17 protein-coding genes are annotated in these 19,379 nt (G+C 72.4%); 12 read left to right on the top strand and 5 right to left on the bottom strand.

Annotation, left to right across the window (positions count from 1 at the left end):
- Nucleotides 1–114: 114 nt before the first annotated feature.
- The 8 genes from ACFWJO_RS10900 to ACFWJO_RS10865 all read left to right on the top strand — a co-directional run bounded on the left by ACFWJO_RS10900 (nt 115) and on the right by ACFWJO_RS10865 (nt 8,782).
- Complete coding sequence (locus ACFWJO_RS10900) at nt 115–1,119, top strand: helix-turn-helix transcriptional regulator (RefSeq protein ID WP_386864386.1); 1,005 nt, start codon at nt 115–117, stop codon at nt 1,117–1,119.
- 16 nt (nt 1,120–1,135) lie between these two features.
- Nucleotides 1,136–2,086, top strand: coding sequence for a helix-turn-helix transcriptional regulator (locus tag ACFWJO_RS10895; protein WP_384414599.1), 951 nt, complete (start codon nt 1,136–1,138; stop codon nt 2,084–2,086).
- 97 nt (nt 2,087–2,183) lie between these two features.
- Nucleotides 2,184–2,429, top strand: a complete 246-nt coding sequence (locus ACFWJO_RS10890) for a hypothetical protein (protein ID WP_386864385.1) — start codon at nt 2,184–2,186, stop codon at nt 2,427–2,429.
- 137 nt (nt 2,430–2,566) lie between these two features.
- A complete protein-coding gene (locus tag ACFWJO_RS10885; RefSeq protein WP_384414606.1) occupies nt 2,567–2,764 on the top strand; it encodes a hypothetical protein in 198 nt (65 codons plus the stop codon).
- A 186-nt stretch (nt 2,765–2,950) separates the two neighbouring features.
- Entirely contained in the window at nt 2,951–3,235 is a 285-nt protein-coding gene (tatA, locus tag ACFWJO_RS10880; RefSeq protein WP_384414608.1) for a Sec-independent protein translocase subunit TatA, read from the top strand.
- A 104-nt stretch (nt 3,236–3,339) separates the two neighbouring features.
- On the top strand, nt 3,340–4,242 hold the full coding sequence (gene tatC, locus ACFWJO_RS10875; RefSeq protein ID WP_386864516.1) for a twin-arginine translocase subunit TatC: 903 nt from the start codon (nt 3,340–3,342) through the stop codon (nt 4,240–4,242).
- Nucleotides 4,243–4,370: 128 nt separating this feature from the next.
- A complete protein-coding gene (locus ACFWJO_RS10870; RefSeq protein ID WP_386864384.1) occupies nt 4,371–7,199 on the top strand; it encodes a DEAD/DEAH box helicase in 2,829 nt (942 codons plus the stop codon).
- Nucleotides 7,200–7,375: 176 nt separating this feature from the next.
- Nucleotides 7,376–8,782: a cytochrome P450 gene (locus ACFWJO_RS10865; protein ID WP_386864383.1), complete on the top strand. Its 1,407-nt coding sequence runs from the start codon at nt 7,376–7,378 to the stop codon at nt 8,780–8,782.
- Between the two features lie 142 nt (nt 8,783–8,924).
- Here the strand turns inward: ACFWJO_RS10865 and ACFWJO_RS10860 are convergent, their stop codons facing one another.
- From ACFWJO_RS10860 to ACFWJO_RS10850, 3 genes are read right to left on the bottom strand one after another with little or no spacing between them, the layout of a single operon-like run.
- Nucleotides 8,925–9,857 (bottom strand): ADP-ribosylglycohydrolase family protein, encoded by a 933-nt coding sequence (locus ACFWJO_RS10860; protein WP_386864382.1) that lies wholly within the window; start codon nt 9,855–9,857, stop codon nt 8,925–8,927.
- 9 nt (nt 9,858–9,866) lie between these two features.
- On the bottom strand, nt 9,867–10,340 hold the full coding sequence (locus ACFWJO_RS10855) for an ABA4-like family protein (RefSeq protein WP_386864381.1): 474 nt from the start codon (nt 10,338–10,340) through the stop codon (nt 9,867–9,869).
- Entirely contained in the window at nt 10,337–11,239 is a 903-nt protein-coding gene (locus ACFWJO_RS10850) for a hypothetical protein (RefSeq protein WP_386864515.1), read from the bottom strand. Before ACFWJO_RS10850 ends, ACFWJO_RS10855 begins: the two co-directional genes overlap by 4 nt.
- 193 nt (nt 11,240–11,432) lie before the next feature.
- Between ACFWJO_RS10850 and ACFWJO_RS10845 the strand changes: the two genes are divergently transcribed.
- Together ACFWJO_RS10845 and ACFWJO_RS10840 are read left to right on the top strand one after the other, a co-directional pair.
- Complete coding sequence (locus ACFWJO_RS10845; protein ID WP_386864380.1) at nt 11,433–12,077, top strand: MerR family transcriptional regulator; 645 nt, start codon at nt 11,433–11,435, stop codon at nt 12,075–12,077.
- Nucleotides 12,078–12,244: 167 nt separating this feature from the next.
- A complete protein-coding gene (locus ACFWJO_RS10840; protein ID WP_386864379.1) occupies nt 12,245–14,035 on the top strand; it encodes a hypothetical protein in 1,791 nt (596 codons plus the stop codon).
- Nucleotides 14,036–14,192: 157 nt separating this feature from the next.
- Here ACFWJO_RS10840 and ACFWJO_RS10835 read toward each other — a convergent pair whose 3' ends face one another.
- Both ACFWJO_RS10835 and ACFWJO_RS10830 read right to left on the bottom strand, forming a co-directional pair.
- The gene (locus ACFWJO_RS10835; RefSeq protein ID WP_386864378.1) at nt 14,193–15,029 is read right to left on the bottom strand and encodes a siderophore-interacting protein; all 837 of its coding nucleotides are present in this window, start codon (nt 15,027–15,029) and stop codon (nt 14,193–14,195) included.
- A 110-nt stretch (nt 15,030–15,139) separates the two neighbouring features.
- On the bottom strand, nt 15,140–16,045 hold the full coding sequence (locus ACFWJO_RS10830; protein ID WP_385694328.1) for a 5'-3' exonuclease H3TH domain-containing protein: 906 nt from the start codon (nt 16,043–16,045) through the stop codon (nt 15,140–15,142).
- Between the two features lie 273 nt (nt 16,046–16,318).
- Between ACFWJO_RS10830 and ACFWJO_RS10825 the strand changes: the two genes are divergently transcribed.
- Both ACFWJO_RS10825 and ACFWJO_RS10820 read left to right on the top strand, forming a co-directional pair.
- Complete coding sequence (locus ACFWJO_RS10825; RefSeq protein ID WP_386864377.1) at nt 16,319–17,506, top strand: glycine betaine/L-proline ABC transporter ATP-binding protein; 1,188 nt, start codon at nt 16,319–16,321, stop codon at nt 17,504–17,506.
- Nucleotides 17,499–19,310, top strand: a complete 1,812-nt coding sequence (locus ACFWJO_RS10820) for an ABC transporter permease/substrate binding protein (protein WP_386864376.1) — start codon at nt 17,499–17,501, stop codon at nt 19,308–19,310. Before ACFWJO_RS10825 ends, ACFWJO_RS10820 begins: the two co-directional genes overlap by 8 nt.
- Nucleotides 19,311–19,379 lie beyond the last annotated feature (69 nt).

The following is a 19,379-nucleotide window of genomic DNA, read 5'->3' as shown; positions in this document are numbered from 1 at the left end:
GGCGGGGGCTCCCGGCCCCTGCCCCGTCCCGGCCCGGCTTTTGTCCGGACACCCCGGGGCGGTACGGTCGGACGTCCGAGAAGTCAATCCGGCAGAAGAGGGTGCGGGGCGTCGATGGCGATTGCCAAGGCCGAGCGGCTGATGAATCTTGCGCTGTGCCTGCTCGGAACCCGCCGTCCGCTGAGCAAGCGGGAGCTCCGCGGCTCCATCGAGGCGTACGTAGAGGCCTTCGGGCCGGGAAACCGCGCGGCCTTCGGGCCGGGCAACGGCCCCGCGGCCGGTGACGACGCCTTCAACCGGATGTTCGAACGCGACAAGGACGACCTGCGCGAGCTGGGCCTGGTCATCGAGACCGTCGAGAACCTCGACGGCGAGACCGGCTACCTCGCCCGCCGCGACTCCAACCGGCTGCCTCCGATCACCCTCGACGCCGAGGAGGCCGCGGCCCTCGGCCTCGCCGCCAAGGTCTGGCAGCAGGCCCGGCTCGCCGGGGCCGCGAGCGGTGCCCTGCAGAAGCTGCGCGCCGCCGGGATGCCGGAGGCGGAGGACTCGTACGACTCCCAGCACAGCGCCCTGGAACCGCGCATCCCGGTGCACGAGGCCGCCTTCGAGCCGCTGATGCTGGCCTGCCGCGACCGCCGGCCGGTCGTCTTTGACTACCGCAAGGCCACCGCCGCCCGCCCCGAGACCCGGCACGTCGAGCCGTGGACCCTGGAGTGCTGGCGCGGCCACTGGTACCTCGCGGGCTGGGACCGGGACCGCGGCGCCGAGCGGGTCTTCCGGCTCTCCCGCATCACCGGCAAGGTGCGCTCCCGGGCGGGCGCCTTCACCGCGCCCGTGCCCGACGTCGTCACCGTCCGCGAGACGGTCGAGAGCTGGGCGGGCGAGACCGCCACGCGCTCCGCCCGGATCCGGCTGCGGGCCGGCTGCGGCTACCCGCTGCGGGCCCGCGCGCTGTCCGTGACCGAGGGCGCGGACGGCTGGGACGAGCTGGAGATCCCGTACGGGCACGGCCTCGACGCCTGGCTCGTGGAGTTCGGGCCGGACGTGGTCGTCCTGGAGCCCGCGGACCTGCGGGCCGACGTGGTGGAGCGGCTGCGCGCCGTCGCCAAGGGCTGAGGGGGAAGGAACGACCATGGCCGCCAACGCCATCGACCAGACGAGGCGCATGCTCTCCCTCGTCACCTATCTCCGGGAGCGCCCGGGTGCGCACGTCGCCGACGTCGCCCGAGCCTTCGGGATCACCGAGGACGAGCTGATCTCGGACCTCGACGTGCTGCCGATGTGCGGCACCAGCTTCCGGGGCGGCGACCTCCTCGACATCGACACCGACGGCGACCGGATCTGGTGGCACAACCCCGACGACGTCGCCGCCCCGCTGCGGCTCGCCGCCGACGAGGCCACCGCCCTGCTCGTGGCGGCGCGCGCGGTGGCGACTCTGCCCGGGCTGCGCGAGGGCGACCGCGAGGCGCTGCTGCGGGCCACCGCGAAGCTGGAGGCGGCGGCCGGCGAGGCGGCCGGGGCGAGCTCCCGGCTCTCGGTGACCTTCGAGTCCGAGGGCGGGGTCTTCGCCGAGGTCGACCGGGCCATCTCCGAGCGGCGCCGGCTGTGGCTGCGCTACTACTCGCCCGCGCGTGACGAGCTGACCGAGCGCGAGGTGGACCCGATCCGCCTCTTCGCCGTCGGCCACACGTACATGGAGGCGTGGTGCCGGCTCTCCGAGGCGCGCCGCACCTTCCGGCTCGACCGGGTCGCCGAGATCAGGATCCTGGACGACCACGCCGCGCCGCCGGAGATCGAGCTGCGGGACCTGTCGGAGGGGCTGGTGCAGCCGTCCGCCGAGGACCCCGAGGTCGTGGTGGAGGTCGGGCCCGGCGGCCGCTGGGTCGCCGAGTACTACCCGCACGACCGGGCCGACGAGCTGCCCGACGGCGGCCTGCGGATCACGCTGCGCACCCCGTCACCGGCCTCGCTGCGCCGGCTGGCGCTGCGGCTCGGCAGCGACGGGCGGATCGTCGCCCCGCAGGAGCTCGCGGACAGCGCCCGGGAGGCCGCCGTGGCGGCACTGGCGGCGTACGAGGGCTGAACAGCAGGGGGAACGTGACGTTCCGGGGGGACCGGACGCTGTTCCCAGTGGGACCGTACCCGTACCGCAGTGGGGAGAGTTGAGGGAAATGTCCGCGATGTCCGCCCTTACGGCGCCGGTCGCCCCGGTCACCTTCAAGGCCGCCTGCCCCGACTGCCGCGCCCGCTTCGAGCTTTCCGCGGGCGCCCTGCGGCTCGCCATCGGCGCGAGCCGCCGCACCACCTTCTACTCCTTCACCTGCCCCGAGTGCGGCAGCGCGGTCCGCAAACCGGCCGGTGAGCGGATCGTCGAGCTCCTCACCGGCGGTGGCGTGAACACCCTGCGCCTGCACACCACCGGCTGACGGGCCGCCGCGCCCGGCCACACCAGCCGGCACCGGCCGCGGCCCGGCCGCACCAGCCACCGGCCCGGCCACCGGCCGCACCGGCCACCGGCCACTCCGGCCGCGGCCCGGCCGCCGGCAAGGTCTAGGCTCGGCACATGTTCTGGCCCATGCTCGCCATCGCCCTCGGCTTCCTCGGCATCGCCGTCCTCGGCGTCCTCGGCATCAAGGTGTTCCTGGAGGCCCAGCGCCTCGGCCGTCAAGTGGCCCGCACCACACAGCGCATCCAGCAGGCCGCCGAGGACCTCGAGAAGGCGGCCGTCGGACTGGCGCGAACGGGCGAGACCCTGCGCTGAATTCGCCCCGCACGCTGCGCGGACGGCCGCCCGCGCCCACGTGCGGTACGCAATCCGGAGTATGCAAGGGCATTGCCGCCCGTTTACTCCTGCGGGTTACGATCGCTAGCAGCGCGGTGGCCGGACGCATGTCCGACCGGCCGGGCACGCACTCCAATGTCGCCTCGGTGAAGAAGGTAAACAGCTATGGGTAGGCTCGGCCCCACCGAGATCATTCTGATCCTCGTCGTGATCATCCTGCTGTTCGGCGCCAAGAAGCTCCCGGACATGGCGCGTTCGCTGGGCAAGTCCGCCCGCATCCTCAAGAGCGAGGCCAAGGCGATGAAGAGCGACGACCAGCAGAGCGCCCCCGCCGACCCGCCGCACCCCGCGCCCCAGGACCAGGCCGCGCCGCGCACCATCCAGGCCGCGCCCGGCGACGTGACCAGCTCGCGTCCCGTGACCGAGCCCACCGACACCACCAAGCGCTGACCCGGTCCGCCGCGGCCGCCGCCGGGGGCGGCGGCCGCCGCACGAGATGAGGACGTGGGTTGCTCAAGTCTGCCCGCAAGCAGGAGAAGGATCCCGAGGGCCGGATGCCCCTCGTGGAGCACCTGCGTGAACTTCGCAACCGCCTCGCGAAGGGCCTGCTGGCCATCGCGGCGGTGACCGTCGTCGCCCTCGTGTACAGCGAGGACCTGATGGTGTTCCTGACGAAGTCGGTACCCAAGTGTCCCGAGGGGACGATGGGCGACGGCGGTAACTGCGCCGTCGTCTCCTTCAACACGCTGATCGCCCCCTTCAGCACGACCATCCAGGTCAGCCTCGTGACCGGCCTCGTCGTCGCGAGCCCGGTCTGGCTGTACCAGCTCTGGGCCTTCATCGCGCCCGGACTGCACAAGCACGAGAAGAAGTACACGTACGCCTTCGTCGGCGCCGCGGTCCCGCTCTTCTCGGCCGGCGCCTACCTCGCGTACCTCATCCTTCCCATCAGCGTGAAGGTGCTCATCAGCCTCACGCCCGAGGGCTCCGCCAACATCCTCTCGCTGGCCGACGTCCTCGACTTCACCCTGCGCATGGTGCTGGTGTTCGGCCTCGCCTTCGAGCTCCCGCTCGTCCTGGTGATGCTGAACCTCACCGGAGTGCTCAGCGGCAGGCGCATGGCCCGCTGGTGGCGCGGCGTGATCATGGGTGTCTTCGTCTTCGGCGCCGTCATCACGCCGACGACCGACCCCGTCGGCATGCTCGCCCTGGCCGGCCCGATCACCCTCCTCTACCTGGCGGCGGTCGGCTTCTCGCTCCTCAACGACAAGCGGCGCAGCCGCAACAACCCCGACGCCGAGCTCGGCGACGACGAGGCCTCGCGGCTCGACCTGACGCCCGAGGCCGTCGGCGAGGTCGAGGCCGTCAGCGCCGCCCGGGCCCTGCCCGAGCAGGCCACCGGGGAGTCGGAAGGCGCCAGGTCGCACCGGCTGAACGGGTACGACGACATCACCTGACCCGTCACGTGCTCCGCCAGGTCCCCCCGGACGCCGTCCGGGGGGACCTGCGCGTTCCCGCCCCCTCCCGCAGTGCCTCGATAAAGATCGCGTCACTGTCAGAGGGGGCGGGTAGGCTCGACAACAAGATGACAGAGGACCTCACACCAGCCGAAGCGTACGCAGCTGCCCGCGCCCGCAACGCGGAGCAGGCCACCGCGCTGGCTCCCTTCCGCGAGATGTACGACTTCGGTCTCGACCCGTTCCAGATCGAGGCATGCCAGGCTCTCGAAGCGGGCAAGGGCGTGCTCGTCGCCGCACCCACGGGCTCCGGCAAGACCATCGTCGGCGAGTTCGCCGTCCACCTCGCCCTCCGGCAGGGCCGCAAGTGCTTCTACACCACGCCCATCAAGGCGCTGTCCAACCAGAAGTACGCCGACCTCGTGAAGCGGTACGGGCACGGGAAGGTCGGCCTGCTCACCGGTGACAACAGTGTCAACGGTGACGCCCCGATCGTCGTCATGACCACCGAGGTCCTCCGCAACATGCTCTACGCGGGGTCGCAGGCACTGTCCGGCCTCGGCTACGTCGTCATGGACGAGGTCCACTACCTCTCGGACCGCTTCCGCGGCGCCGTCTGGGAGGAAGTGATCATCCACCTCCCCGAATCGGTGACCCTGGTGTCACTCTCCGCGACCGTGTCGAACGCCGAGGAGTTCGGCGACTGGCTCGACACCGTCCGCGGCGACACCGAGGTGATCGTCTCCGAGAGCCGCCCCGTGCCGCTGTGGCAGCACGTCCTGGCCGGCCGCCGGATGTACGACCTCTTCGAGGAGGAGACCGACCACGGCGGCCGCGGCGCCTCCCGCCGCGAGGTCAACCCCGACCTGCTGCGCCTGGCCCGCACCGAGAACTCGCGCACGTACAACCCGCGCGACCGGCGCCGCGGCAAGATGGTCCGCGAGGCCGACCGCGAGCGCGAGCGCCGTCAGCGCTCCCGCATCTGGACGCCCGGCCGGCCCGAGGTCATCGAGCGGCTCGACGCCGAGGGCCTGCTGCCCGCGATCACCTTCATCTTCAGCCGCGCCGGCTGCGAGTCCGCCGTCCAGCAGTGTCTCTACGCGGGACTCCGGCTCAACGACGACGAGGGCCGCGCCCGCGTCCGCGAGATCGTGGAGGAGCGCACCGCCGCCATCCCCACCGAGGACCTGCACGTCCTCGGCTACTACGAGTGGCTGGAGGCCCTGGAGCGAGGCATCGCCGCCCACCACGCCGGCATGCTCCCCACCTTCAAGGAGGTCGTCGAGGAGCTGTTCGTCCGCGGCCTCGTCAAGGCCGTCTTCGCCACCGAGACCCTCGCGCTCGGCATCAACATGCCGGCCCGCTCCGTGGTCCTGGAGAAGCTCGTCAAGTGGAACGGCGAACAGCACGCAGACATCACGCCCGGTGAGTACACCCAGCTCACCGGCCGGGCCGGACGCCGTGGCATCGACGTCGAGGGCCACGCGGTCGTGCTGTGGCAGCGCGGCATGGACCCCGGCCACCTGGCCGGACTCGCCGGCACGCGGACGTATCCGCTGCGCTCCAGCTTCAAGCCCTCGTACAACATGGCGGTCAACCTGGTCGACCAGTTCGGTCGGCACCGCTCGCGCGAACTCCTCGAGACCTCCTTCGCCCAGTTCCAGGCCGACCGATCGGTCGTCGGGATCTCCCGGCAGGTCCAGCGGAACGAGGAGGGCCTGACGGGCTACCGCGAGGGCATGACCTGCCACCTCGGCGACTTCGAGGAATACGCGCGGCTCCGCCGCGAGCTCAAGGACCGCGAGACCGAGCTGGCCCGGCAGGGCGCCGCGCAGCGCCGCGCCCAGGCCGCCGCGTCCCTGGAGCGGCTCAAGCCAGGCGACGTCATCCACGTGCCGACGGGCAAGTTCGCCGGCCTCGCGCTCGTCCTCGACCCGGGCGTCCCCGCGGGCCGTACCAACGGGCACCGCGGCTTCGAGCACCACGACGGGCCGCGTCCGCTGGTCCTGACCGCCGAGCGGCAGGTCAAGCGGCTCGCCTCCATCGACTTCCCGGTGCCGGTCGAACCGCTGGAGCGGATGCGCATCCCGCGTTCCTTCAACCCGCGCTCCCCGCAGTCCCGCCGCGACCTCGCCTCCGCGCTGCGCAGCAAGGCCGGGCACATCAACCCGGAGCGGCACCGCAAGCAGCGCTCGGCCGCCGCCGACGACCGCGAGATCGCGCGGCTGCGCACTGAGATCCGGGCCCATCCCTGCCACGGCTGCGACGAGCGCGAGGACCACGCCCGCTGGGCGGAGCGGTACTACCGGCTGCAGCGCGACACCAAGCAGCTGGAGCGGCGGATCGAGGGCCGCACCAACACGATCGCCCGCACCTTCGACCGGATCGTCGCGCTTCTCACCGAGCTCGATTACCTGCGCGGTGACGAGGTCACCGACAACGGCAAGCGGCTCGCCCGGCTCTACGGCGAACTCGACCTGCTCGCCAGCGAGTGCCTGCGCGAAGGCGTGTGGGAGGGGCTCAACCCGGCCGAGCTGGCCGCGTGCGTCTCCGCGCTCGTCTTCGAGGCCCGGCAGTCCGACGACGCCGTCGCGCCGAAGCTGCCGACCGGGAAGGCCAAGGCCGCACTCGGCGAGATGGTGCGGATCTGGGGCCGGCTCGACGCGCTGGAGGAGGAGTTCAGGCTCCACCAGACGGAGGGCGTCGGCCAGCGCGAGCCCGACCTGGGCTTCGCCTGGGCCGCCTACCAGTGGGCTTCCGACAAGGGGCTCGACGAGGTGCTGCGCGAGGCCGAGATGCCCGCGGGCGACTTCGTGCGCTGGTGCAAGCAGGTCATCGACGTGCTCGGGCAGATCGCGGCGGCCGCTCCGAAGGAGAACAGCACGGTCGCCAAGAACGCACGCAAGGCCGTGGATTCGCTGCTCAGGGGAGTCGTCGCCTACAGCTCGGTCGGCTGAGCGGAGAGGAGCTGACCGTGGCGTGGCGGCGGGCGTTCCGGCGGGCGCGGCGGTGGGTGTGACGGTGAACTGACAAGGGTTTTCCACAGGGGTGGCGGAGTGTCGGTTCCTTCCGCTTCCATGAACTCGTACAGCCGAACGAGATCGTGGAGCAATTCCGCAGGGGGGAACCGCACTTGACCACGCACGCCGGTCCGTCCGCCGTCGCCGGCGCGACCGCGGACGGACGGAAGACCGTCCCGGGCCCCCGGGGCGTCCCTTTCCTCGGGAACCTGCCGGAGTTCGGCAAGGACCCCCTGGCCTTCTTCGAACGGCTGCGGGAGCGCGGGGACTTCGTCCGCTGGCGCTTCGGCCGCACCAACTCCCTGTTCATCGCCCATCCCGAGGCCATCGGCGAACTCCTCACCGAGGTCGAGCGGACCTTCGACCAGCCCGACCTGGGCATCGCCTTCCGCACCCTGCTCGGTGAGGGTGTCGTCGTCTCCAAGGGCGCCGACTGGCGTCGCAAGCGCTCCCTCGTGCAGCCCTCGGTGCGGCCCCGTCAGGTCAAGTCCTACGCCGCGACGATGGCCGAGTGCGCGGTCGACCTCGCCGGGCGCTGGACCGACGGCCAGCGGGTCGACATCAAGAAGGAGATGGCCGCTCTCACCCAGCTGATCGCGGTCCGCACCATCTTCGGCGTCGACACCGCCGCCGACGCCGAGGCGATCGGCCGTGCCATGGACGTCGCCCAGAAGGAGATCGGCGCCGAGTTCAGCGGCATCGGGGCGGTACTGCCCGACTGGCTGCCCATTCCCGGCCGGGCCCGCATCAAGCGGGCGACCGCCGTCATCGACGCCGAGGTCGCCCGGGTCGTCGCCCGCCACCGCGACGGCGACACCGAGCGCCCCGACCTGCTCAGCCGGCTGCTCGCCGCGCAGGACGAGACCGGCGCCCACCTCTCCGACCGGGAGATCCGCGACGAGACCGTCACGCTCTACATCGGCGGGCACGAGACCACCAGCTCCACCCTCGTCTGGGCCTGGTATCTCCTCTCCCGCAACCCGCGCGTGGCCGAGGCCCTGGGCGCGGAGCTCGACCGGGTGCTCGGTGACCGCGACCCGGGCTTCGACGACTACGCCGAACTCGCCTACGCCCAGGCCGTGGTGAAGGAGACCCTGCGGCTCTACCCGACGATCTGGCTGCTCACCGGCATAGCGAAGGAGGGCGCCATGCTCGGCGGCGCCCCGGTTCCGCCCGGCACCCGGGTCTGGAGCAGCCAGTGGGCCACCCACCGCGACGCCCGCTGGTACCGGGACCCGCTGGAGTTCCGCCCCGAGCGCTGGCTGACACCGAGGGAGGGCGAGGAGGCGGAGGAGATACCGGAGTACGCCTGGTATCCCTTCGGCGGCGGGCCCCGCGTCTGCCTCGGCACGCGTTTCGCCATGGTGGAGGCGGTCCTGATCCTGGCCGTCCTGGCCCGCCGCTTCCGGCTGGACGTCACCGCCGAGGACGTCCGCCCGGTGCCGGGCCTCACCCTCCAGCCGGACCGGGACGTGCTGGCGACGGTGCGGTCACGCCGGGGCGGGCCCGAAGGGGCCTGAGAGCGCGGATTCGGGGCCGGGCGGGGCGGAGGGAGCGGTCGGCGGCCCTGGGCCGGGCGGGGCTTGGGGCGTGTCCGGTGGATCGGGGCCGGACGTGGCTGGGGAGGTGTCGGCCCTGCATCAGGCCTGGTGAACGAGCTGGCTAGGAGCCCTGGCGGGCCAGGGCTCGCGCCAGGGCGCGCAGGTCGTCGGCGCGCAGGACGCGGTCGCCGAAGCCCGGCAGGGGTACGTGCAGGGCTTCGGCCCAGCGGGGCGGGACGGCGTCCGGTCCGTACATCGCGCCGGCGAGCATGCCGGTGACGGCGGCGACGGTGTCCGTGTCGCCGCCGAGGTCGACGGCGGCGGCGAGGGCCTGCTCGAACGAGGTGGTGGTGCGCAGGGCCCACAGGGCGGAGCCGAGGCAGGGCCAGACGGCGCCGTTGAACTCGGTGGCGTCCTCGGGCCGCCAGTCGGGGGCGAGGACGGTCGCCCACCGGTCCCGGTGGGCTTCGGCGACGTCGCCGAGCACGTCGGGTACGGCCGCGAGCGGGTCCTCGCCGAGGAGGGCGACGCGGACCAGCTCGTGGAGTACCGCCGTGCCCTCCCAGGCGGCGGCGTCCCCGTGGGTGAGGGCGGCGATCCGCCGGGCCGCGTCCATGGTGGCGGCGCGGCCGGCGGAGGCGAAGCGGACGGCCGATGTGGCGGCGCGCATCAGCGAACCGTTGCCGGCAGCACGGCCGTTGAGCTGGAAGTGCAGGGCTGCGGCGATGTCCCAGGTGTCGCCGCCGAGGAGCACGGCCTCCGTCTGCAGGCCGATGTCCTTGGGCTCGGCGGCTGCCCAGCGGCGGAAGCGGTCGAACATGTCCGGCAGATCGAGTCCGCCGCGTTCGAGGAGCGACTCCCCGACGAGCACGGCCATCTGCGTGTCGTCCGTGGCTTCCCCGGGGTCCCAGCCACCGCCCCCGCACATCTCGCCGGTGCCGTCGGGGAAGCGTTCCCGGAACACGCCGGGAAGCCCGAACTCGAAGGGTGCCCCGAGGGCGTCCCCGACGGCGGATCCCAGTACGGCGCCGAAGGCCCGGTCCTCGTCTCGCATGCGGCGAGGCTACAGGCGGGCGGCCTGGGCGTTGGGGTCGGAGGTGGAGCGGTCGGGGTGTCCCGTGCGGGACCGGCGGGCCGCCCGGATCGGGAGGAAGAGGAGGAGGGCGAAGGGGGAGAGGAGGATCGTGAGGACGAGGAGCGGGCCCATGAGGAAGGGCGAGAGGCCGAGGCGGCGGCCCTCGCGGTAGATCCACTGGCCGAGGAGCAGGTCCCAGGCGATGATCTGGGCCCAGACCGCACTCGCCCCGTTGGCGAGCACGGTGAGGTCGCGGAAGGCGTCGATGTCCGGGCTGCTGACCGCCGTCCAGAGCTCCGGCAGGACCGGGGCCACGAGGACCAGGTAGAGCGCGAGGACCGGGAGGACGGTCAGGGGCGAGGCGGCCACCCGGTCCGTGACGCTTCGGCCCGGCGCGAAGATCATCAGCAGCCAGACGGGCGCCGCGAGGAAGAAGGTGAGTTCGAAGAGGAAGCCGGTCATGCGGCGAGCTCCTGACGGTCGGCCGATACGGAGGTCTGAGGGATGCGGAGCGCCAGCGCGGTGGCCACGGCGGTGAGGACGGCGAGGGTGCCGGCCGCGGCGAGGGTGAGGGCGTCGGGGGAGAGCAGCGGCTGGCCGCGCAGGGCCTGCCAGGTGACCAGCACGAAGGTGCCGGCGTACGCGCCCGAGGCGACGAGCGTCAGCCGGAGCCGGACCCGGTCGTCGGCGAGCCGGGCGAAGCGCGGCGCAAGGGCGGCGAGGAGCAGCAGGAGCAGCGGGACCAGCTGGAGCGCGTGCATCCCGAAGAAGTGGGCGACGCGCAGGTCGCCACCGGTGGTGGACCAGCCGATGAGCGGGACGCCGGGGCCGCCGTCGGGCACGCCCACGCTGTGCGCGCCGGTGACCGGCGGGTCCTCCTGGGCGAGCTGCTCCGGCGTCGGCCGGACCATGAGGAAGCCGACCGCGGCGCCGGCGAGGGCGATGAGCGAGGAGAGGCGTACGGCCCACGCCGTGGCGCGGTCCAGGATGCGGGCGCGCAGAAGCAGGACGGCGATCACGAGTGCGGCCAGCCAGAGGACGACGACCGTCAGGCCCATGAGCTGGAAGACCGCCGCGTCGAAGGGCGTTCCGGCGTTGAAGTGGCTCTGCCTGCCGCGCACCACCTGGCCGGTGATGAGGACCATCTCGACGGCGCTGGCCGCCGCGAGCACGGTCCCGGCCCACCAGCCGACCCGCCGGGCGCGGGTCCCGGGCAGCAGGGAGAGCATCCAGGCGAGCGTCAGCGCGTAGGCCACGAACGAGACCGAGAACTTGAACGGCTTGGCCCAGATGGGCGCGCCGACCAGCACCCGGTCGTCCAGCAGGAGTCCGCCGGCCGAGACCAGGGCGAGCAGGACCATCGAGCCCGTGAACCAGACCAGGGGTCGGTGCAGGGTGCGGAGCCGCAGCTGCGGTGCCGATGAGGTCGAGGACATGAGAATCCCCCCGTGGGATGGAATGGATAGTGACACTCGCCGCTATCTGATAGTCCCACTATCTATGATGGGGGTCGGGTCGGCAAGGCCATAGCGCGACCGGAAAGGTGAACACGCGGTGCGAATCGGAGAGTTGAGCCGGAGGACCGGGGTGTCCGTGGCGACGATCAAGTACTACGTACGGGAAGGACTGCTGCCCGCCGGGCAGCTCACGAGTCCGAACCAGGCCTCGTACGAGGAGTCGCACGTCCGGCGGCTGCGCCTGATCCGGGCCATGATCGACGTCGGGGGGCTGTCCGTCGCCGCCGTCCGCGAGGTCGTCGCCGCGGTCGACGACCCGGACCGCCCGTTGCACGACATGCTCGGCGCCGCCGCCGACAACGTGGTGCCGCGCTACGAAGGCGCGGGCGACGAGCCGGGCGACGCCCTCGTGGCCGCCCGCGCCACGGTCGCCGACCTGATCGCCCGCCGGGGCTGGCTCTCCCACCGCGACGCCCCGGCCGGAGAGGCCCTCGCGGTCGCCATCGCCGCCCTGGAGAACGTCGGCCACGGCGGATTCGCCGAAGCGGTCCTCGAGGAGTACGCGGACGCGGCGGAACGCGTGGCCCGGGTGGACGTCGACTACGTGGCCAAGAACGTCGCCCGCGAGGAACTCGTCGAGAGCGTGGTGGTCGGCACGGTCATCGGCGACGCGGTCTTCGCGGCCCTCCGCCGCCTCGCCCACATCGAGGCCTCGCGCCGCGTCTTCGGCATCGAGCGCTAGCGGATGGCTCGTCGATCAGGCGGGATCCGCCCGTTCGGACAGAGTGCGGCTCCGGTCGGGTGAATTGTGGGCGGGGGCCCGGCGCGCGCAGGTGCCGGCGCATCCGCAGAAACGATCGGGCTCTGGTACGACGGGCGCGTTCCGACACGACCGAAGGGAACTCGCCCATGCCTCCCACGCCCCTCGACGCACCGGAGCCGGGGACGCCCCCGCGGCCGAGACCGAGCCGACGGCGCGGTTTCGCGGCGCTGCTCACCGGTGCCCTGCTGGCCGCCGTCCTCCCTCTGGCCGCCGGTGCCCCCCAGGCCCGGGCCGCCGTGGGCATCGACGAGTACCCCGTGACCAACCCCAGTACCCCAGTCGGCATCACTGCCGGGCCTGACGGCAATCTGTGGTTCACCGAGGCGGTCGGCAACAAGATCGGCCGCATCAGCCCGACGGGCACGCTCATCGCCGAGTACCCCCTGCCCCTCGAGGCCAGCACCCCGCACGACATCACCACCGGTCCGGACGGGAACGTCTGGTTCACCATGCAGCACTGGGACTCCCGGGTCGGGAAGATCGACATGAACGGCACGGTCACCGAGTACCCGCTGCCCGAGCAGTTCGTCGAACCCACCGGCATCACCGCGGGTCCGGACGGGGCCGTGTGGTTCACCGAGCAGAACGCCGGCCGGATCGCCCGCATCACCACCACCGGCGCCCTCACCGAGTTCCCGCTGCCCACCGGCTCCGGCCAGCCGTCCTCCATCACCACCGGGCCTGACGGCAACCTGTGGTTCACCGAGATCGGCGCCGACCGCATCGGCCGCATGACGCCGTCCGGCACCGTCACCGAGTTCCCGGTCCCCGGCGGCGGCGGTCCGGCCGACATCACCACCGGACCCGACGGGAACCTGTGGTTCACCGTGTTCGGCGGCAACCGGATCGGCCGGATCACGCCGTCCGGCGCGATCACCCAGTTCGACCTGCCGCCGAGCGAACTCGCGCCCCAGCCCCAGGACATCACCGCCGGGCCGGACGACAGCCTGTGGTTCACCGAGCTCAACAACGGGAAGATCGGGCGGATCAGCACGTCCGGCGTCATCGCCGAGTTCCCGCTGCCCTCTTCGGAGTCCGCCCCCTGGGGCATCACCAAGGGCCCGGACGACGACATCTGGTTCGCCGAGGCCGCCGGCTTCGTCGGGCACCTCCGGCTGACCGACGCCGATCTGGCCGTCGCGAAGTCCGACACCGGCTCGGACCCCGTCGTGGAGGGGCAGAACGTCACGTACACGCTCACCGCGACGAACAACGGCCCCCAGACGGCCGAGGGAGTCGTCCTCCAGGACACCCTCCCGGCCGGACTGCAGTTCGTCTCCGCGTCGCCCGGTTGCACCGCCGCCGGCACCACCCCGGACGTCGTCACCTGCGCCGTCGGCACCCTCACCGCCGGAGCGAGCGCCGCGCGGACCATCACCGCGACGGCCACCACCGAGGACGTCGTCGTCGACACGGCGGGCGTGGCCGGCGCCGTCTCCGACCCGGCCCCGGCCAACGACACCGCGACGGAGACCACCACCGTCGACGCGGTCACCTGCTTCGGCGAACAGCCCACCCTCACCGGCACCCAGGGCGACGACCAGCTCACCGGCACGCCCGCGCGGGACGTCATCCTCGCCCACGGCGGCAACGACACCATCAGCGGCCTCGGCGGCGACGACCTGATCTGCGGCGGCCCCGGAGCGGACTCGATCAGCGGCGGTCCCGGCCGCGACCGGATCGACGGCGGCGCGGGTGACGACACCGTCCACGGCTCCCCGGGCGACGACACCGTGACCGGCGGCCCCGGCGACGACTCCCTCTTCGGCGACGTCGGCAACGACCACCTCGACGGTGGCCCGGGTACCAACAGCAACAACGGCGGCCCCGGCACCGACGTCTGCGCCAACCCCGGCACGGGCCCGGGATGCCCGTGACCTGACGCCGACGGGGTGCTCCCGAGACCGGGAGCACCCCGTCGGCCGGCGTGCGGTGCGCCGCGTGCGGTGCGCTCGGCGTTGTGCCGTACGCGGTGTACGGCGCGCGGCGGGTGTGCCGCGCTCGGCGCGCGTTGCGGCGCGCTCGGCGCGCGCGTCAGTTCTCCTGTTCGCGCTCCACCTGCTCGTTCCACTCGCGCTTGATCGCGCGCCAGGCCTCGTCCGTCTTGCCCAGGCGCCAGTAACCCGAGATGGACAGGCGCTCGCGCGGCACCTCGCGGTCGAGGCGGAGGTGGCGGCGCAGTTCCTTCACGAAGCCGGCCTCGCCGTGGACGAAGGCGTGCACGTCACCCGCCGGGAAGTCCAGGCCGCGCACCGCCTCCAGCAACGCCTCGCCCACCGGGCGGGCGCCGCGGTGCAGCCAGGTGACGTCCACCCCGGCCGCCGTCGCGAACTTCTGCTCCTCCGCCGCGTCCGAGACCTCCAGGAACGCGTGCACCGCCGTGCCGGCCGGCAGCCGCTCCAGGGCGACCGCGATCGCCGGGAGGGCGCTCTCGTCGCCGACCAGCAGGTGCCAGTCGGCGGCCTCGTCCGGCACGTACCCGCCGCCGGGGCCGAGGAAGCGGATCGTGTCGCCCGCCTGGGCGCGCGCCGCCCACGGCCCCGCCAGGCCCTCGTCGCCGTGCACCACGAAGTCGACGGTCAGCTCACGGTGCACGGCGTCCCAGGCCCGCACCGTGTAGGTCCGGGTCGTCGGCCACTGCTCGCGCGGGAACTCCGCCCGGATCCGCTCCATGTCGAACGGCTCCGGGTAGCTCACGCCCTCCGGCGCGAAGAGCAGCTTCACGTAGTGGTCGGTGTACTCGCCGATCTCGAAGGCGTCCAGACCAGGGCCGCCGAGCACCAGGCGCACCATGTGCGGAGTGATCCGCTCCGTGCGCACCACCTGGGCCTCGTGTGCCCTCGGTGCCTTGCGTGCGGGCTGTTCTGCCACGGCGGTCTCCCGTTCCCGGTAATGACTTAGGTTTACCTAAGTTAGCATCCCGGGAGGGGCCCGGCGAGAAGCCCCCGGAAGCGCTCGGCTCCAGCCGGGGCTCCGAGGCCTCAGCGCGCCAGGACCGGCAGCAGCCGGGCCACCGCCCCTCCGAGCCCCCACCGCTCCACCAGGCCCGCCAGCGCCTCCGGATCCCGCGGCTCCGACGGCAGCGCCGCCGAGAACTCCGGCAGCGGCGCGTCCCGCGCCACCCGCACCACCGTCGGCGCCACGTCCAGGTACTCCGCCGCCTCCACGATCCCGCGCCGCTTCGCCGGAGTCAGCCGCGAGGTCCGGTCGCCCGCCGCCGCCCGCACGCCCGCCAGGTCCCCGTACTCCGTGATCAGCTGCGCCGCCGTCTTCTCGCCGATGCCCTTCACCCCGGGCAGGCCGTCGCTGGTGTCGCCGCGCAGCGCCGCCATGTCCGCGTACTGCTCCGCCCGCACCCCGTACTTCGCGAGGATGAACTTCTCGTCCACCAGATCGCAGTCGCCCACTCCCTTGCGGGGATACAACACCCGCACCCCGCGAGCGTCGTCCACGAGCTGGAACAGGTCCCGGTCGCCCGTGACGATGTCCACCGGGCCGGCCGCCCGGGCCGTCAGCGTGCCGATCACGTCGTCCGCCTCGAAGCCCGCCGCCCCGACCCGCGCGATGCCCAGCGCGTCGAGCACCTCCACGATCACCGGCACCTGCGGCGACAGGGTGTCCGGCACCTCCTCCACGTCCGGACCCGCCGGCGTCTCCTCGGCCACCCGGTGCGCCTTGTACGAGGGGATCAGGTCCACCCGCCACTGCGGCCGCCAGTCGTCGTCCCAGCAGGCCACCAGGTCGTCCGGCCGGTGGTCCTGGACGAGCCGGGTGATGAAGTCGAGCAGCCCGCGCACGGCGTTGACCGGCGTCCCGTCCGGTGCCCGGACCGAGTCCGGCACGCCGAAGTACGCGCGGAAGTAGAGGCTGGCGGTGTCGAGGAGCATCAGGCGTCGGGTCACACCCCGATCATGCCGCACGCCGCCGACAACACCACCCCGCACGCGTGACACGCGTCACCTTCGCGTTTGCTCCCGGAAAGGCCAGGGCAGGCGCGAGCCCGGAGCGGACCCGGTACGGGATTCAACGATCCGGACGGCCATCCGGACCACGGACGAATCCTCGTACGTGGCGGGCGCGCGGGCAGATCCCGCCCCGCTCCACGGCCCGGCTGCTGCGGGGGTGGTGGGCCGTTTTTCGTTGCTACCCGTGAGGTGTATGTGTCCAGGCTCCAGGCCGACCACCTGTACAAGGTGTTCGGCAGACGACCCGACGAAGCAGTCCGCGAACTCGCCGAATCCGGCGCCGACCGGGACGCCCTGCGTGCCGACGGCACCACGGCGGCCGTGATCGACGCGTCCTTCACCGTCGAACCCGGCCAGATCTTCGTCGTCATGGGTCTGTCCGGATCCGGCAAGTCCACCCTGCTGCGGATGCTCAACGGCCTGCTGACCCCCACCGCCGGCCGGGTCCTCTTCGACGGCCGCGACCTCACCGCGCTCTCCGACCGCGAGCTGCGCGAGGTCCGGTCCAGGAAGATCAGCATGGTCTTCCAGCACTTCGCCCTCTTCCCGCACCGCAGCGTCCTCGAGAACGCCGCGTACGGCCTGGAGGTCCAGGGCGTCCCGCGCGCCGAGCGCGAGAAGCGCGCCACCGAGGCCCTCGAGCTGTGCGGCCTCGCCGGCTGGGAGAAGTCCTGGCCCGACGAGCTGTCCGGCGGCATGCAGCAGCGCGTCGGCCTCGCCCGCGCGCTCGCCACCGACGCCGACCTGCTGCTCATGGACGAGTCGTTCAGCGCGCTCGACCCGCTGATCCGCCGCGACATGCAGGACCAGCTGCTGGTCCTGCAGCAGAAGCTGAAGAAGACGATCGTCTTCATCACCCACGACCTCAACGAGGCCATGCGCCTCGGCGACCGCGTCGCCGTCATGCGCGACGGCCGGATCGTCCAGCTCGGCACCGCCGAGGACATCCTGGTCCGCCCCGCCGACGACTACGTGGCCTCCTTCATCCAGGACGTCGACCGCACCCGCGTGCTCACCGCCGCCGCCGTCATGACGGACGGCACGGTCGAGCCCGGCGACTGCCCGCCCGGCTGCGGCTGCCGGGCCGTCGCGCCGGAGACGCCCCTCGCCGAGCTGTGCACCGTCTCCGCCCGCTCCCTGCATCCCGTGGCCGTCGAGAACGCCGACGGTCACGTCCTCGGCGTCGTCGCCCAGGACCGCCTCCTGGGCGTCATGGGCGGCCTCGACGCCGACCTCCGCCCCGGCGTCCCCGCCGCAGCGAACGGATCGAAGGGAGCGAGCGGAGCGCCCGGAGCGGCCCTGACCACCGGAGCGACCCTGACGACCGGAGCGGCCGTCGAACCGGCCGCCGGCGACGAGAAGGAGGTGACCGCCCATGCCTAGGCTTCCCCTCGGCCAGTGGGTCGACAACACCGTCGACTGGCTCCAGGCCCAGTTCTCCTGGCTGTTCGACGCCGTCACCAGCGTCGTCACCGGTCTCTACGACGGCATCGACGCCGTCCTGTCCGCGCCCCAGCCGCTGCTCTTCGCCGGCATCCTCGCCGTCGTCGCCTGGTGGCTGCGGGGCCTCACCGCCGGTGCGCTCGCCTTCGCGGGCTTCGCCCTCGTCGACTCCATCGAGCTGTGGGACGACGCCATGTCGACCCTCTCGCTGGTGCTCGTCGCCACCCTCGTCACCCTGGTCATTGCCGTACCCCTCGGCATCTGGGCGGCCCGCTCCAAGACCGTCAGCGCCGTGCTGCGCCCGGTCCTGGACTTCATGCAGACCATGCCGGCGATGGTCTACCTCATCCCCGGCATCATCTTCTTCGGCGTCGGCGTCGTCCCCGGCATCATCGCCACCATCGTCTTCGCCCTGCCTCCCGGCGTGCGCATGACCGAACTCGGCATCCGCCAGGTCGACGGCGAACTCGTCGAGGCCGCCGAGGCCTTCGGCACCACCCCGCGCAACACCCTGCTGCGCGTACAGCTGCCGCTCGCGCTGCCCACGATCATGGCCGGCGTCAACCAGGTGATCATGCTCGGCCTGTCCATGGTCGTCATCGCCGGCATGGTCGGCGGCGGCGGACTCGGCGGCGCCGTCTACCGCGCCATCGGCAACGTCGACATCGGCCTCGGCTTCGAGGCCGGCATCTCCATCGTCATCCTCGCCATGTACCTGGACCGGATGACCGGCGCCCTCGGCCGCCAGGTCTCCCCGCTGGGCCGGCGCGCCGCCGCCAAGGCCCACGCCGCGCGGGCCGCCCGCGCCGGAGCGAAGATCTGGGGCCACCGCCCGCAGCCCGTCACCGCCCTCGTCGGCGTCGTGATCCTCGCGCTCGTCGCCGGCGGCATGGGCTTCCTCGGCGGCAGCGGCGGCTCCTCCACCACCGCCGCCGGCCAGGCGAACACCGGCCACGGCAAGAAGATCAGCCTCGGCTACATCCCCTGGGACGAGGGCATCGCCTCCACCTTCCTCTGGAAGGAGCTCCTGGAACGCCGCGGCTACGAGGTCGACGCCAGGCAGCTGGAGGCCGGAGCCCTCTACACCGGACTCGCCGGCGGTCAGATCGACTTCCAGACCGACTCCTGGCTGCCCGTCACGCACGCCCAGTACTGGGAGAAGTACCGGAACAAGCTGGAGGACCTCGGCTCCTGGTACGGCCCCACCTCCCTCGAACTCACCGTCCCCTCGTACATGAAGGACGTGAACAGCCTCGCCGACCTCAAGGGCAAGGCTGGGCAGTTCAAGGGACGGATCGTCGGCATCGAGCCGAGCGCCGGGATGATGGGCATCCTCAAGGACAAGGTCCTCAAGGACTACGGCCTCGAGGGCGAGTACAAGGTCGTCGACGGCTCGACGCCCGGCATGCTGGCCGAACTCAAGCGTGCGTACGACAAGAAGGAGCCGATCGTGGTCACCCTCTGGTCTCCGCACTGGGCCTACTCCGGTTACGACCTGAAGAAGCTCCAGGACCCCCGGGGCAGCTGGGGCAAGGGCGACGGCGTCCACACCCTCGCCCGCAAGGGCTTCGCCGCCGACAACCCCGAGGTCGGCGCCTGGCTGAAGAACTTCAAGCTGAGTGAGAAGGAGCTCACCGGCCTCGAGGCCGTCATCCAGGAGACCGGCAAGGGCAAGGAGCAGCAGGCCGTCCGCACCTGGCTGGACCGGAACCCGGGCCTCGCGGAGCGGCTCGCCCCGCAGTAGAGGCCGGCTGGATCCGGACTCGCGATAGTTCCGAATTCGCTCCGAAAAGGGGTGGTCGCCGAACGTGTT

This window comes from Streptomyces sp. NPDC127092 (genome assembly GCF_042722475.1).
In the GTDB taxonomy this organism is placed as follows: domain Bacteria; phylum Actinomycetota; class Actinomycetes; order Streptomycetales; family Streptomycetaceae; genus Streptomyces.
Note: the sequence above shows the minus strand (reverse complement) of the source record. Positions and strands in the feature narration are given on the sequence as shown.

Coding starts and splice junctions, on each gene's coding strand:
- ACFWJO_RS10860 (WP_386864382.1), bottom strand. CDS start 9,857: ATGCGAGACGAGGACCGGGCCTTCGGCGCCGTACTGGGATCCGCCGTC.
- ACFWJO_RS10830 (WP_385694328.1), bottom strand. CDS start 16,045: ATGCTCCTCGACACCGCCAGCCTCTACTTCCGCGCGTACTTCGGCGTG.
- ACFWJO_RS10885 (WP_384414606.1), top strand. CDS start 2,567: ATGTTCTGGCCCATGCTCGCCATCGCCCTCGGCTTCCTCGGCATCGCC.
- ACFWJO_RS10850 (WP_386864515.1), bottom strand. CDS start 11,239: ATGGTCCTGCTCGCCCTGGTCTCGGCCGGCGGACTCCTGCTGGACGAC.
- tatA (WP_384414608.1), top strand. CDS start 2,951: ATGGGTAGGCTCGGCCCCACCGAGATCATTCTGATCCTCGTCGTGATC.
- ACFWJO_RS10840 (WP_386864379.1), top strand. CDS start 12,245: ATGCCTCCCACGCCCCTCGACGCACCGGAGCCGGGGACGCCCCCGCGG.
- ACFWJO_RS10855 (WP_386864381.1), bottom strand. CDS start 10,340: ATGACCGGCTTCCTCTTCGAACTCACCTTCTTCCTCGCGGCGCCCGTC.
- ACFWJO_RS10890 (WP_386864385.1), top strand. CDS start 2,184: ATGTCCGCCCTTACGGCGCCGGTCGCCCCGGTCACCTTCAAGGCCGCC.
- ACFWJO_RS10870 (WP_386864384.1), top strand. CDS start 4,371: ATGACAGAGGACCTCACACCAGCCGAAGCGTACGCAGCTGCCCGCGCC.
- ACFWJO_RS10820 (WP_386864376.1), top strand. CDS start 17,499: ATGCCTAGGCTTCCCCTCGGCCAGTGGGTCGACAACACCGTCGACTGG.
- ACFWJO_RS10895 (WP_384414599.1), top strand. CDS start 1,136: ATGGCCGCCAACGCCATCGACCAGACGAGGCGCATGCTCTCCCTCGTC.
- ACFWJO_RS10900 (WP_386864386.1), top strand. CDS start 115: ATGGCGATTGCCAAGGCCGAGCGGCTGATGAATCTTGCGCTGTGCCTG.
- tatC (WP_386864516.1), top strand. CDS start 3,340: ATGCCCCTCGTGGAGCACCTGCGTGAACTTCGCAACCGCCTCGCGAAG.